The sequence below is a fragment of the Plasticicumulans lactativorans genome (assembly GCF_004341245.1).
Taxonomy (GTDB): Bacteria; Pseudomonadota; Gammaproteobacteria; order Competibacterales; family Competibacteraceae; genus Plasticicumulans_A; species Plasticicumulans_A lactativorans.
Genome location: NZ_SLWY01000001.1, coordinates 175,728 through 189,067 on the forward strand (window position 1 = coordinate 175,728; position 13,340 = coordinate 189,067).

14 protein-coding genes are annotated in these 13,340 nt (G+C 71.8%); 9 read left to right on the forward strand and 5 right to left on the reverse strand.

What is annotated here, in order from left to right:
* Positions 1–88: 88 nt before the first annotated feature.
* The 3 genes from EV699_RS00710 to aspS all read left to right on the forward strand — a co-directional run bounded on the left by EV699_RS00710 (position 89) and on the right by aspS (position 3,462).
* Positions 89–1,108, forward strand: coding sequence for a CobW family GTP-binding protein (locus tag EV699_RS00710; protein ID WP_132538027.1), 1,020 nt, complete (start codon positions 89–91; stop codon positions 1,106–1,108).
* A 173-nt stretch (positions 1,109–1,281) separates the two neighbouring features.
* A complete protein-coding gene (locus EV699_RS00715; RefSeq protein WP_132538028.1) occupies positions 1,282–1,563 on the forward strand; it encodes an FmdB family zinc ribbon protein in 282 nt (93 codons plus the stop codon).
* Positions 1,564–1,692: 129 nt separating this feature from the next.
* Positions 1,693–3,462 (forward strand): aspartate--tRNA ligase, encoded by a 1,770-nt coding sequence (gene aspS, locus EV699_RS00720; protein ID WP_132538118.1) that lies wholly within the window; start codon positions 1,693–1,695, stop codon positions 3,460–3,462.
* A 13-nt stretch (positions 3,463–3,475) separates the two neighbouring features.
* On the opposite strand, the gene EV699_RS00725 is transcribed toward aspS, so the two are convergent.
* The 3 genes from EV699_RS00725 to EV699_RS00735 all read right to left on the reverse strand — a co-directional run bounded on the left by EV699_RS00725 (position 3,476) and on the right by EV699_RS00735 (position 6,860).
* Entirely contained in the window at positions 3,476–4,867 is a 1,392-nt protein-coding gene (locus EV699_RS00725) for a methyl-accepting chemotaxis protein (RefSeq protein WP_132538029.1), read from the reverse strand.
* A gap of 65 nt (positions 4,868–4,932) precedes the next feature.
* Positions 4,933–5,355, reverse strand: coding sequence for a DNA polymerase III subunit chi (locus tag EV699_RS00730; RefSeq protein ID WP_132538030.1), 423 nt, complete (start codon positions 5,353–5,355; stop codon positions 4,933–4,935).
* Complete coding sequence (locus tag EV699_RS00735) at positions 5,355–6,860, reverse strand: leucyl aminopeptidase (protein ID WP_132538031.1); 1,506 nt, start codon at positions 6,858–6,860, stop codon at positions 5,355–5,357. Before EV699_RS00735 ends, EV699_RS00730 begins: the two co-directional genes overlap by 1 nt.
* A 163-nt stretch (positions 6,861–7,023) precedes the next feature.
* Here EV699_RS00735 and lptF point away from each other — a divergent pair, with 163 nt between their 5' ends.
* Both lptF and lptG read left to right on the forward strand, forming a co-directional pair.
* Positions 7,024–8,112: an LPS export ABC transporter permease LptF gene (gene lptF / locus EV699_RS00740; RefSeq protein ID WP_165903974.1), complete on the forward strand. Its 1,089-nt coding sequence runs from the start codon at positions 7,024–7,026 to the stop codon at positions 8,110–8,112.
* On the forward strand, positions 8,109–9,179 hold the full coding sequence (lptG, locus tag EV699_RS00745) for an LPS export ABC transporter permease LptG (protein ID WP_132538033.1): 1,071 nt from the start codon (positions 8,109–8,111) through the stop codon (positions 9,177–9,179). The genes lptF and lptG overlap by 4 nt, the downstream gene beginning before the upstream one ends.
* 9 nt (positions 9,180–9,188) lie before the next feature.
* On the opposite strand, the gene EV699_RS00750 is transcribed toward lptG, so the two are convergent.
* Positions 9,189–9,707: an RDD family protein gene (locus tag EV699_RS00750; RefSeq protein ID WP_132538034.1), complete on the reverse strand. Its 519-nt coding sequence runs from the start codon at positions 9,705–9,707 to the stop codon at positions 9,189–9,191.
* Positions 9,708–9,850: 143 nt separating this feature from the next.
* Here EV699_RS00750 and EV699_RS00755 point away from each other — a divergent pair, with 143 nt between their 5' ends.
* From EV699_RS00755 to EV699_RS00770, 4 genes are all read left to right on the forward strand, one after another.
* Positions 9,851–10,207 (forward strand): DUF2173 family protein, encoded by a 357-nt coding sequence (locus EV699_RS00755; RefSeq protein WP_132538035.1) that lies wholly within the window; start codon positions 9,851–9,853, stop codon positions 10,205–10,207.
* Between the two features lie 48 nt (positions 10,208–10,255).
* The gene (locus EV699_RS00760; RefSeq protein WP_132538036.1) at positions 10,256–10,642 is read left to right on the forward strand and encodes a DUF2173 family protein; all 387 of its coding nucleotides are present in this window, start codon (positions 10,256–10,258) and stop codon (positions 10,640–10,642) included.
* Positions 10,643–10,651: 9 nt separating this feature from the next.
* Positions 10,652–10,984, forward strand: a complete 333-nt coding sequence (locus tag EV699_RS00765) for a DUF2173 family protein (protein ID WP_132538037.1) — start codon at positions 10,652–10,654, stop codon at positions 10,982–10,984.
* A 137-nt stretch (positions 10,985–11,121) separates the two neighbouring features.
* Positions 11,122–12,762, forward strand: coding sequence for a L,D-transpeptidase family protein (locus tag EV699_RS00770; RefSeq protein ID WP_132538038.1), 1,641 nt, complete (start codon positions 11,122–11,124; stop codon positions 12,760–12,762).
* A gap of 21 nt (positions 12,763–12,783) precedes the next feature.
* Here EV699_RS00770 and EV699_RS00775 read toward each other — a convergent pair whose 3' ends face one another.
* Complete coding sequence (locus EV699_RS00775) at positions 12,784–13,242, reverse strand: YybH family protein (protein WP_132538039.1); 459 nt, start codon at positions 13,240–13,242, stop codon at positions 12,784–12,786.
* Positions 13,243–13,340: the final 98 nt, after the last annotated feature.

Consider the following 13,340-nt stretch of genomic DNA (forward strand, 5'->3'; position numbering starts at 1 on the left):
GCCGCGCTGCCGGTCGCGACGATGCAGCGCTGACGGCGCGCCGCGCTACGCTGGAAGGGCGCGTGCAGCGCGCGGTCGAGGTCCATCGATGAACATCGCTCCGCCCCCCGGGGGCATCCCCGTCGTGCTCGTCACCGGTTTCCTCGGCAGCGGCAAGACCACGCTGCTCGCGCGCCTGCTGCGCCGCCCCGAGCTGGCGCGCAGCGCCGTGATCATCAACGAGTTCGGCGCGGTCGGGCTCGATCACGACCTGATCGAGCGCGCCGACGACGACGTCGTCGAGCTCGCCGGCGGCTGCGTGTGCTGCTCGCAGCGCGGCGAGCTCGGGCAGACGCTCGCGCGCCTGCGCGAGCGGCGCGAGGCGGGCAGCGTCGCGGCCTTCGAGCGGGTGCTGATCGAGACCACCGGGCTCGCCGACCCGGCGCCGATCCTGCGCGACTTCCTCGCCGACGCCTGGCTCGCCGACACCTACCGCTTCGACGGCGTGATCACCACCGTCGACGCCGTGCACGGCCTGGGCACGCTCGAGCGTGAGCCCGAGGCGCGCGCCCAGGCTGCCTTCGCCGACCGCCTGCTGCTCACCAAGGCCGATGTCGCGCCGAGCGCGGCCATCGACGCGCTGCGCGAGCGGCTCGCCGCGCTCAACCCGGGCGTCGTGCCGCTCGCGGTGGCGGCCGGCGAGGTCGCCCCCGAGGCCCTGTTCGGGGCGGCGGTGCGCGACCCCCGGGCGACCCGCGAGCAGGTCGAGCGCTGGCTCGGCGCGCGCGGCTTCGTCGGCTGGCGGATCGCGGCGTCGGAGCCGAACCGGCACGGTCCCGACATCCGCGCGCAGGTGCTGGTGCGCGAGGCGCCGCTGCCGGCGGCGGTGTTCCGCGGTTTCTTCGACCTGCTGCTGGAGGCGCGGCGCGACGACCTGCTGCGGGTGAAGGGGCTGGTCAACATCGCCGGCGCGCCGGGGCCGCTGCTGGTGCACGGCGTGCAGGGCAGCTTCGAGCCGCTGCTGCCGCTCGCCGGGTGGCCCGGCGGCGACCGCCGCACGCGCCTGGTGTTCATCACCCGCGGCATCTCCGGGGCGTGGATCGAGGGCCTGCTGCGCTCGTTCGAATGAGCGCGCCGCGGCGGGCTTGGAAGGGCACCGTCGCGCCCCCATCTACGCCAAGGGCGGTTGACGGCAGGTGCAGTCGTGTGCCCGCCCGTGGGCCGTTCTCCGTATACTGGCGCCCCTGTTCCCGTCGTGCGCCGGAGCGCCCCGGCGCGCTGTCCATTCATGAGGTTGACGTCATGCCGATCTACGAATACCGCTGCGACGCCTGCGGCCACGAACTCGAAGCCATGCAGAAGATGAGCGCCGCGCCGCTCACCGACTGTCCCGCCTGCGCGACGCCGGCGCTGAAGAAGCTGATCTCGGCGGCCGGTTTCCGCCTGTCGGGCGGTGGCTGGTACGAGACCGATTTCAAGTCCGGCGACAAGAAGAACGTCGCGAAGAAGGAGGAAACCCCATCGGCACCCGCCGCCTGCGGCAGCGGCGGCTGCGGCGCACCCGCCTGCGCGGCGGGCGCCTGAGCGCCGCCGCTGCCCGCCGCGGGGCCGCCCGCCGGCGCGCGTTGCGTGACCGGGAGCGGCCCCTTACCATGCCCGGCCCTTGCCGCGTCGCCGCTGGCGACGCCCCGAATCGACGGTAATCCACGAATGATGCGCAGCCACTATTGCGGCCAGGTCAGCGAGGCCCTGCTCGGGCAGGACGTGCAACTCTGCGGCTGGGCGCACCGGCGGCGCGATCACGGCGGGGTGATCTTCATCGACCTGCGCGATCGCGAGGGGCTGGTGCAGGTGGTGATCGACCCCGACACCGCCGAGGCCTTCGCCGCGGCCGAGCGCGTGCGCTCCGAGTTCGTGCTGCGGGTCTCCGGGCGCGTGCGCCCGCGCCCCGAAGGGACCGAGAACCCCAACCTCGTCTCCGGCAAGATCGAGGTGCTGGGCAGGGCGCTGGAGATCCTCAACCGCGCCGAGACCCCGCCGTTCCAGATGGACGAGGAGGAGATCTCCGAGGAGATCCGCCTGCGCTACCGCTACCTCGACCTGCGCCGGCCGGTGATGCAGGAGCGCCTGCGCCTGCGCGCCCGCGTGATCAGCTACTTCCGTCGCTACCTCGACGCGCAGGGGTTCATGGACATCGAAACCCCGATGCTGACCAAGGCCACGCCCGAGGGCGCGCGCGACTACCTGGTGCCGAGCCGCACCCACGCCGGCAGCTTCTTCGCGCTGCCGCAGTCGCCGCAGCTGTTCAAGCAGCTGCTGATGATGGCGGGCTTCGATCGCTACTACCAGGTGGTGCGCTGCTTCCGCGACGAGGACCTGCGCGCCGATCGCCAGCCCGAGTTCACCCAGCTCGACATCGAGACCTCCTTCCTCGACGAGAACGACATCACCGGGCTGATGGAGACGATGATCCGCGGCGTGTTCGCCGAGGTGCTCGGCGTCCAGCTGCCGGACCCGTTCCCGCGCCTGCCCTATGCCGAGGCGATGGGGCGCTACGGCTCGGACAAGCCCGACCTGCGCATCCCGATGGAGCTCACCGAGCTCACCGAGGTGATGAAGGGCGAGTCCTTCAAGGTGTTCAGCGAGGCGGCCAATGCCCCGCGCGGGCGGGTGGCGGCGCTGAAGGTGCCGGGCGGCGGCGAGAGGCTGTCGCGCAAGCAGATCGACGACTACACCGCCTTCGTCGCGCGCTACGGCGCGCGCGGGCTCGCCTACATCAAGGTCAACGCCGTCGCGCAGGGCCGCGAGGGGCTGCAGTCGCCGATCGTCAAGAACCTCTCCGACGCCGCGCTCGCGGCGATCATCGAGCGCACCGGCGCGGTCGACGGCGACCTGGTGTTCTTCGGCGCCGACCGCAGGAAGATCGTCGACGACGCCCTCGGCGCGCTGCGCCTCAAGGTCGGGCAGGACCTCGGCCTGGTGCAGGGCGACTGGGCGCCGCTGTGGGTGGTCGACTTCCCGATGTTCGAGTGGGACGAGGGCGAGAACCGCTGGATGGCGATGCACCATCCCTTCACCTCGCCGCGCGACGGCCTCGAGAGCGTGCGCGACAACCCCGAGGCGGCGGTCGCCCGCGCCTACGACATGGTGCTGAACGGCACCGAGATCGGCGGCGGCTCGATCCGCATCTTCCGCCCGGAGATGCAGACCGAGGTGTTCAAGCTGCTCGGCATCGACGAGGAGCAGGCGCGCGCCAAGTTCGGCTTCCTGCTCGACGCGCTGAAGTTCGGCTGCCCGCCGCACGGCGGCCTCGCCTTCGGCCTCGACCGCCTGGTGATGCTGATGGCCGGCGCGAAGTCGATCCGCGACGTGATGGCCTTCCCGAAGACCCAGACCGCCGCCTGTCTGCTGACCCAGGCGCCGGCCGAGGTCACCGAGGCGCAACTGCGCGAGCTCAACATCCGCCTGCGCCGCACGCCGTGAGCGGCGCGGCGCCTCAGGGCGTGTAGGCGAGGCGCAGCCCGCCCCAGTGGCGCCCGTCGACCGTGATCGGCGCCGAGACCTCCTTCATCAGCACGAAGCGGCCGCCGCCCATGTCGCGGCGGTAGGTCTGCAGCAGCACCGGCCGGGTGTTGCGCGCCGAGGCGAGCCCGGTGCGGTCGTTGAAGATGCGCCGGTTGCGGCAGTGCGCGGCGTTCCACACCGGGTCCTTGCGCTGCGCCTCGGCGTACTTGCGGTTGTGCGTCGGCAGGTAGCCGTGGTCGTCGACCGCCGCGCAGAAGGCCACGCGCGCATCGGTGGCGAGCACCGCCTCCTGCAGCGGCGGCAGCACGCGGTCGGTGAACAGCGTGAAGCGGGTCAGGTACTGCTGCGGGTCGGTGCCGGCGATGGGGCGGTAGTTGCGGTCGAACAGGTCGTCGAGGCCGATCTCGCCCTTGGCGAGCGCCTGCGTGAACAGCGCCGAGACCTCGGCGGCGAGCTGCTTCACGCGCTGCACGTAGCGCGCGTCGACGGTGTCCACGCCGTCGACGGCGGTGACGCCGACCAGGCGCTCGCTCAGTTCCTGCACCCGCACCAGCTGGTCGCTCGCCTCGCGCAGGTTGCGGCTCGACGACTGCACGTCGCTGGCGAGGTCGTCGAGCGCGCTGACGGTGCTGCGGCAATCGGCGTCGATCCCCGCCACCGCGCTGCCGATGCGGGCGGCCTGCGCGTCGACGTCGCGCATCGAGGCGTCGAGGTTCGCCATCACTTCCTGGATCGCCTGGGTGCCGCGGCGCACCTCCTCGGACTTGGCCTTGCTGCGCGCGCCCTGCGCGATCAGCGCGCGGGTCTGCTCGAACAGTTCGGCGAGCGTGCGGTCGATCTCGGCGGTCGAGGTGCGGGTCTGCTGCGCGAGCTGCTTGACCTCGCTCGCCACCACGGCGAAGCCGCGCCCGGCCTCGCCGGCGCGCACCGCCTCGATGGTGGCGTTGAGGGCGAGCAGGTTGGTCTGCTTGGCGACAGCGTCGATGCCCTTGGCGACCTGGCCGACGCGCTCGATGGCGAGGCCGAGCTGCGCCAGCTGCGCTTCCATCGCCGCCACCGACTCGGTCAGCGCGTGGATGTCGGCGAACGAGGCGTTGATGGTCTGCAGCGAGCGCTCGACGGCGTGGCGGGTGGTCTCCAGCACGTGCTGGGTGCTGCCGGTGGCGTTGGCCACCTCGCCGTTGCTCGCGGCCATCTGTGTGGCCAGCGCCTGCAGCGCGGCGAAGGCGTCGACCGCGCGCGCGGCGCGCTCGCTGACCTCGCCGACGTGGCCGGTGATGTCGGTGATCGCGATCGCGAGCTGGCCGGCGTAGTCGGCGACCTCCCGGATGATCGAAGCGGTGTCCGTGTCGCTGGCGCTCATGCGCGGGCCCTCGGGCGGCGTGGACGGGCCGCCGGGGCCATCCCGGCGGGGTCTCGGCGGGACCGTCAGAGCCGATGCGTCTCGAGGGCGCAGCCGTGCTCGCGGTAGGCGCGGAAGCGTTCGCGCGAGGCGCCCAGCACGGCCGGCGACTGGTCGATCGGCTCGGCGATGCGGGCGCAGTGCTCGAAGGCTTCGGGCAGGGTCGGCGCGAGGTTGATCAGCACCTCGCGATGCTCCGCCGGCGCCGCGCCGGTGCCGATCAGGACCGGCGCCGTCGGCCCCGCGGCGCAGTGTAGGCGATGGGGAACGAAGCTGCCCTTGCGGAAGCTCCACAGCAGTTCGTCGAGTGCCGCGGCCTGCGCGGCGTCGGCTGCGCGCACGAACAGGCGGTGGCCGCGGCCGAAGGCCTTCTCGGCCAGCCGGCAGGCGAACAGCAGGCGCTCGTGCGGGTCGCTGCCGGCGAGGACGTAGAAGTCGACGCGCGGCATCAGGCGCGCGCGGCCGCCGCGCGATCGAGCAGGAACTGCGTCAGCAGCGGCACCGGGCGCCCGGTCGCGCCCTTGGCCTTGCCGCTCTTCCAGGCGGTGCCGGCGATGTCGAGGTGCGCCCAGTGGAACTTCTTCGTGTAGCGCGCGAGGAAGCACGCCGCGGTGATCGCACCGCCCTCGCGCGGGCCGACGTTGGCCATGTCGGCGAAGTTGCTGTCGAGGCCGTCCTGGTAGTCGTCCCACAGCGGCAGCTCCCAGGCGCGGTCGGCGGCCTGGCGGCCGGCGTCGAGCAGGTCGTGGGTGAGCGGGGCATGGTTGCTGAACAGGCCGTGCGGGTGATGGCCGAGCGCGATCACGCAGGCGCCGGTGAGGGTGGCGATGTCCACCACCACGGCCGGATCGTAGTGGCGCTCGACCCAGGTGAGGGCGTCGCAGAGGATCAGCCGTCCCTCGGCGTCGGTGTTGAGGATCTCGACGGTCTGCCCGGACAGGCTGGTGATCACGTCACCGGGGCGGGTGGCGTTGCCGCCCGGCATGTTCTCGACCGCGGCGATCACCCCGACCACGTGCAGCGGCAGCTGCAGGTCGCGGCAGGCGAGCAGGGTGCCGAGCACCGCGGCCGCGCCGCACATGTCGTACTTCATCAGGTCCATCTCGGCGGCCGGCTTGATCGAGATGCCACCGGTGTCGAAGGTGACCCCCTTGCCGACCAGCACCACCGGCTTCGCGCCGTCCGCCGCGCCGCGGTACTCCAGCGCGATCAGCCGCGGCGGCTGCGCCGAGCCGCGGGCCACCGCGAGCAGCGCCCCGGCGCCCATGGCCTCGAGCTCGGGCTGGCCGAGCACCTGCACGCTGAGCCGCGCATCGCTCTCGGCCAGCGTCTGCGCGCGCTGGGCGAGGTGGACCGGGGTGCAGATGTTGGGCGGCAGGTTGCCGAGGTCGCGCGCCAGGCGCACGCCGGCGGCGACCGCGAGCGCCTCGCGCAGGGCCTGCTCGCCGGGGGCGAGTTCGCGCCGGCTCGGCACGCTCAGTACAATCCGCTTCAGCGTCCGCCGCGGCTGGTCCTTGCGGCTCTTGAGTTCGTCGAAGCGGTACAGCGCCTCCTCGGTGGCCTCGACCGCGTGGCGGACCTTCCACGCCGTGTCGCGGCCCTTGACGCCGAGTTCGGTCAGGTAGCACACCGCCTCGGTCGCTCCGGTCTCGTGCAGCGTGTTCGCCATGTGGGTGATCACCTGCCGGTAGCGGCGATCGTCGAGGTCGCGTTCGCGGCCGCAGCCCACCACCAGCACGCGGTCGCAGAGGGCGTGGGGGGTGTGCACCAGCAGCAGCGACTGGCCGATCTTGCCTTCGAGGTCGCCGCGGCGCAGCAGGTTGGAGAGAAAACCGTCGGTGGCGGCGTCGAACTGCTCGGCGGCCGGCGACAGGCGCCGCGATTCGTAGACGCCGATGATCAGGCAGGCGGTGCGCTGCTTTTCCGGGTTGCCGCTCTTGACAGAGAATTCCATTCAGGGGCTCCGAAGGTCTGGGGGTGGCCGGGCGCGGCAGGCCGGACCGGGCGGCGGTGACGTCCGGAGGGCGGAGGCGGCCGTGTCGGGTGGCGAAAAAGTTTAGCCGGATTGAATTTGCGTTCACAACGCCGCCCGCCGGGGCGGCCCCGGGGAGCCGGCCGTGCTGAAGACCGTCGATCGATTCATCCTGCGCGAGGTGGCCTTGAGCCTGGGCGCGACGCTCGTGGTGCTGCTCGCGATCGTGCTCGCGAGCCGCCTCGCCAACTACCTGACGCAGGTGGCCAACGGGCTGCTGGTCAAGGAGGTGATCCTGCGCATGCTGGTGCTGCAGTCGATCCGCTTCCTGCCGGTGCTGGTGCCGATCGCCTTCCTGCTCGGCATCATGCTGACGCTGGGCCGCCTGTACCAGGACAGCGAGATGGTCGCGCTCACCGCCTGCGGCTACGGCCCCGGCGAGATCTACCGTCCGCTGCTGCTGCTCGCGCTGCCGCTGCTCGTGCTGCTGCTGCTGATCTCGCTGTGGGTCGCACCGGCGGCCGCCACGCTGCAGTTCGAACTGCAGGCGCGGGCGCGCCAGCAGGCGCAGGTGTCGGTGTTCAACCCGGGCACCTTCCGCGAGGCCGCCAACGGCCGCCACGTCGTCTACGTGGCCGCGCTCGACCCGGCCAGCAACGAGATGCTGCAGGTGTTCATCCAGAGTCGCGAGTCCGACGGCGGCGTCGCCATCACCACCGGCGACCGCGGCCACCAGGAAGTCGACGCCGCCGGCAACCGCTTCATGGTGCTGTACGACGGCTACCGCTACGAGGGCCGCCCCGATGCGCTGGACTACCAGGTGTCGCGCTTCGACCGCCTGCGGGTGAAGCTCGAGGCCCCGCCGGCCGAAGCCATCGGCAAGCGTGAAGGGGTGACGAGCGAGCGCCTGCTGGCCGGCTCGCGCCAGGACCTCGCCGAACTGCACGGGCGCCTGGGCGGGCCGGTGTCGGTGCTGCTGATCGCCTTCGTGGCGCCGCTGCTCGCCCGCGCTCGCCCGCGCGAGAACCGCTATGGCCGCGTGCTCGGCGCGATCCTCGTCTACGCCGTGTACATCAACCTGCTCGGCATCGGTAAGGCCTGGCTGGAGAAGGGCACGCTGGGGCCGCTGGTCGGCCTGTGGTGGGTGCACGCGCTGCTCGCGCTGCTCGCGCTGGGGCTGTGGTGGCGGTACTACGGCTTCCGGAGCAGCGAGCGTGTGGAGGTGCCGGCATGAGACTGATGGACCGCTACGTGCGCCGCTCGGTGATCGCGACCTCGCTGATCGCGCTGCTGGTGCTGCTCGCGCTCGAGACCTTCTTCACGCTGCTGGTGGAGCTGGAGGATCTCGGCGTCGGCCACTACGGCATCGACGACATCGCCCTCTACCTGCTGCTGACGCTGCCGCGGCGCGCCTACGAGACCTTCCCGATGGCGCTGCTGCTCGGCGGGCTGATGGGCATGGGGGCGCTCGCCGCGGGCAGCGAACTCGTGGTGATGCGCAGCGCCGGGGTGTCGATCCTGCGGCTGGTGGTCGCGGCAATGAAGGCCGGACTCATCCTGTGCGCCCTCGCGCTGCTGCTCGGCGAGTTCGTCGCCCCGCCCGGCGAGCGCCTCGCCGAGGACCTGCGCAGCCAGGCGAAGTCGCGGACGCTGGCGATCCGCGACGGCAAGGGCTTCTGGGCGCGCGACGGCGCGAACTTCGTCAACGTGCGCGCGGTGCGCCCCGGTGCCGAACTCGCCGACATCTACCTGTACGAACTCGACGAGCATTCGGCGCTGCTGTCGGTGACCCACGCCCGCGCTGCCCGCTACGACGCCGCCGGGCAGCGCTGGCTGCTCAACGACGTGCAGCGCGACGACATCGCCGCCGAGCGCGTGACCCGCACCGCGAGCGCCTCGATCCCGTGGCGCTCGGTGATCGACCCGGGCAAGCTCGAAGTGCTCGCGGCCAAGCCCGAGACGCTGGCGATGCGCGACCTGCTGACCTTCTCGTCCTACCTCGCCGACAACGGCCTCGACGCGCGCAACTACGAGCTCGCCTTCTGGGGCAAGGCGCTGTCACCGCTCGCCAACCTGACGATGCTGTTCATCGCGATGCCCTTCGTGTTCGGCCACCAGCGCAGCGGCAGCGCCGGTCAGCGCCTGCTGATCGGCATCTTCCTCGGCATCGGCTTCTTCCTCGCCAACCGCGTGCTGGCGAACCTGGTGGTGGTCTACGGCGCCTCGCCGCTGCTCGCCGCCGCGCTGCCGATTGTGCTGTTCTTCGGCGGCGGTCTGGCCGCGCTGCGGCGCATGCGCTGAGGGGCGGGTTCAGCGCGGCCGCGCGGCCGCGCGCACCAGCACGGTGCCGGAGTAGCGCTCGTGCAGGCGCGTGAGGACGGTCAGCAGCAGGCAGCCGAGGCCGGCGCCGAGGCTCGGCCACACGCCCACGCCCAGCACCTTGTGCAGGTACACCGCCGGCGCGAGCCACAGCGCACCGCACAGGAAGCGCAGCAGCGCCGGCCACCAGCCCACCCCGCCGCCGTCCTCGGCCTGCACGCGCAGCTTCCACGCGCGCAGGCCGAGCGTCTGTCCGCCGTGCACCCAGAAGCCGCCGTAGAACGCGAAGCTCACCAGCACCAGCCAGGTCTCGTTGAGCGGATGGCCGACCAGGGGGTTGCGGAAGTCGCGGAAGGCGTCGAGGCCGTAGACGGCGATGCCGATCGTGAAGGGCACGAGCTGCGCGCACATCAGCACGCCGGCGAGCAGCAGCGCGTCGTAGACGATCGCGGCGAGGTGGCGCGGCAGGCCCGGGCGGGGCGGGGCGGGGCGCGGGGACGGGTCGGGCATGAGACGGGAACTCGGTGGAGGCGCGGCGCTCGGCCGCGCGGCGCAGGACAACGCGCAAGCATTTAACTATGGTAGGTAGGCTTCGGGAACTGCGTCGGCTGGCACGCACCCGTGAGATACCCACAACGACGACGGGAGGAGGCATGAGTATCGTTGCCGAGTTATTGGCCAAGCCCGGCGTGCTCGCCGCGGGCGAGTACGCGTTCCGGGGCGACCGGTTCTCGTACAAGGGACAGATGTCCGAAGAACACGCGCGGATGGCGTCGATCATGTGTCGCGCCACCACCATGGGGGTATGCATGCAGGGCCGCATGGCCGAGATCACCCGTAGCGGCACCGGTCTGCACAAGCCCCGCGGCTGGCTGTTGCACGGTGCCGACTACAGCATCTGCGTCGTGGCGAACGTGTTCTGCTTCATGCGCAACGACAAGGGCACGGTGAACGCGGTGGTCAAGCACATGCGCCAGGCGCTCGCCGACGTCAACATGGACCTCGTCTGAGGCTCCGCGCCACGCCCACCACCGAATTCAGGATCAGGAGACCCCAGCATGGCCAAACTCGATTCACTGCTCGCGCTGCCCGGCGCGCTCGCCGCATTCGAATTCCGCGCCAGCGGCGAACTGCTCACCCAGGAAATCGCCCCCAACGCGCCGCTCGACCCCGAGATCCTCGACCTCGTGTGCCACATGTGCGCGGCCAACATGAGCATCTGCAACATGCAGACGCGCGGCTGGGAAGCCATCACCGGCATGAAGGGCTTCTTCCCGGTGCGCGAATTCACGCTGGTCGGCTTCGACTGGTCGGTGGTGGTCAGCAGCGCCCAGCGCGAGGCGCAGCGTGCCGCGGGCGAGCCGACGCTGGCGCCGTACCAGGGTGTGGTCCTCGCCAACCCGAAGGCCGATTACGAGGCGACCTTCGCTGCGCTGGACAAGTAGGAGACGGCCATGATCAAGCGTCTCCTTGCACTCGACGGCGTGCTGGCCGTATGCCGCTTCCGCGACGACGGCTCCCTGGTGGAAAGCTACGGTGGCCTCGCCACGGAGAAACTGGCCGCGCTGTCCGACGTCGCCCACGACTACCGGCGCATGGTCCAGGGCCAAGCCGACCAGGTCTCGATGTTCACCGGCATGCGCGGCTGGACCCCGCCGCGCGGCTGGGTGGTGCGCGGCGAAGCCCTGACCCTGTGCGGCGTCGGCAACCTCGTCTGCGTGCTCGACAACGGCGAAGGTTCCTTCAACGACATCCTCACCGAGATGTTGGAAGTCTCCCACTGGTGACATCATGAGCCCGTGACGCGGGCCGCGGTGACCGCCGACGGACAACTGTCCGGGGTCGGATGCAACATCGTGGTTTTGTAGCCACGATGTTGCATGTCTGATACTATCTGTATCGGATGGTCCGGAGAGGCGGTGGAATGATGTTCATGTCGGCGTGGGTCAGGCGCGTGCTGTTCGGGACGCTGTGCGCGTTCGTTTCGCTCGGAGGCGCGCACGCGGCGCCCGGCGAGTCACCGGTGACGGCCGAACTGCGGGGGCGGCTGCAGGCGACGTCCACCGCCGTCGACGACGAACTGCGCTCGCGCCCGCTGGTCGCACGTTTTTATGGCGCACGCGCCTGGCGCCCGGCCTGGACTGATGCGCAGGGGCGGCCGGGGGCGGCCGTCGATGCGCTCTACGGCGCGGTCGCACGCGCCGGCGACGAGGGCCTGCGGCCGGCCGACTACCATCGCGCGGCCCTGCGCAAGCTGCTCGACGGCAGTCGCGGCGGCGCGCTGGGCGTCGCCCAGGCGGCGGAACTCGAACTGCTCGCCACCGATGCCTACCTCACCTACGGCCGCCACCTGCTCGGCGGGCGCCTCGATCCGCAGGGCATCGACAAGGACTGGACCCTCAAGGGGCGTTCGCGCGACCTCGTCGCCGTGCTCCAGCAGGCCCTCGCACAGCAGCGCGTCGCCGAATCCCTCGCCGAACTGGCCCCGGCCTATCCGGGCTACGCACGCCTGCGCGAGGGCCTCGCGCGCCTGCGCCAGACCGTCGCGGCCGGCGGCTGGCCCGCGGTGGGGGCGCTGGCCAAGGGCGAGCGGCTCGAACCCGGCGTGCAGGACCCGCGCATCGCCGAGGTGCGGGCGCGGCTGCTCGCCACCGGCGAGCTCGATGCGACGCAGGACATCGGCGGTGACGTCTACGACCCGGCCCTGGTCGCCGCGGTCAAGGGCTTCCAGGCGCGCCACGGCCTGCTCGAGGACGGCGTGATCGGCGGCGCCACGGTGCTGGCGATGAACGTGACGGCGCGCGAGCGCGTGGCGCAGCTCGAGCTCAACCTCGAACGCTGGCGCTGGCTGCCGGCGGATCTCGGCAGCCGCTACATCCTGATCAACATCCCGGCCTTCGAACTCGCGGTGTTCGAGGGCAACCAGCGCGTGTTCGAGGCGCGCGTGGTGGTCGGGCAGCAGGTCAAGCCGACGCCGGTGTTCACCGGCCGCATGCAGCAGGTGGTGTTCAGCCCGTACTGGAACGTGCCGCGTTCGATCGCGACCGAGGAACTGCTGCCGCAGTTGCGCCGCAACCCGGCCAAGGTGGCGGGGCAGAACATCCGCGTGCTGGATGGCAGCACGGTGGTCGACGCGACCGCGGTCGACTGGTCGCAGGTGACGCCGGCGAACTTCCCCTACCGCCTGCGCCAGGATCCGGGTGCGGCCAATCCGCTCGGGCGCGTCAAGTTCCTGTTCCCCAACCGCTATGACGTCTACCTGCACGACACCTCGAAGCCGGGCCTGTTCGAACGCTCGCAGCGCACCTTCAGCCACGGCTGCATCCGCGTCTCGCGGCCGCTCGAACTGGCGCAGTACCTGCTGCGGCACGATCCGAAGTGGACGCGCGAGGCGATCGACGCCGCCGCCGAGGCCGGGCGCGAGCGCGTGGTGCAGCTCACCGAGGAGGTTCCGGTGCACATCCTGTACTGGACCGCGTGGGTCGACGAGCACGGCGTGCTGCAACTGCGCAACGACGTCTACCAGCGCGACCGGCCCGTCGCCAAGGCGCTGCAGGCCACCTGAGGTCCGCCGTCCGGGGCCGCCTCAGTGCAGGCGGTCGGGGCGCGCGGACGGCTCGCGTGCCGTCGCCACCGCCGGGCCGGGCGAGGCGTGGTGCAGCACGAGGTGCCAGCCGTGCGGCCCGTGGCGGTAGACGTTGGTGGCGAGCACCGGATGGGCGGGCTGCTCGTCGGCGCCGATCACGTGAATGTTCTCCTGCACCAGGCGCACGCACAGCGCGGCATCGGCCAGCACCTCGACCGCGCTGAGCGTGAAGCGCAGGCGCACGCCGCCGTCGAAGATCCGCCGCCAGCCGGCGAGCACGCGCTCGCGCCCCTGCAGGCGCGGGCCCAGCGGGTGGATGCAGGCGCAGCCGTCGCCGGCCTCCCAGACGCGGCGCATCGCGTCGAGGTCGGCGCTCTCGATGGCCGCGTAGAAGGCGCGCTCGGCGGCCTCGGGGCTCGCGTAGCCGCGTTCGGCCGGGGGGATGTCGTCGTCATGCATGGCGCGACGATAGCGGGCGGCGCCCCCGGCCGGCAACGGCGCTTGCCGCCGCGGTGACTGCGCTAGACTGCGCGGCCACGGTCGCGCCGCGCGGCCGC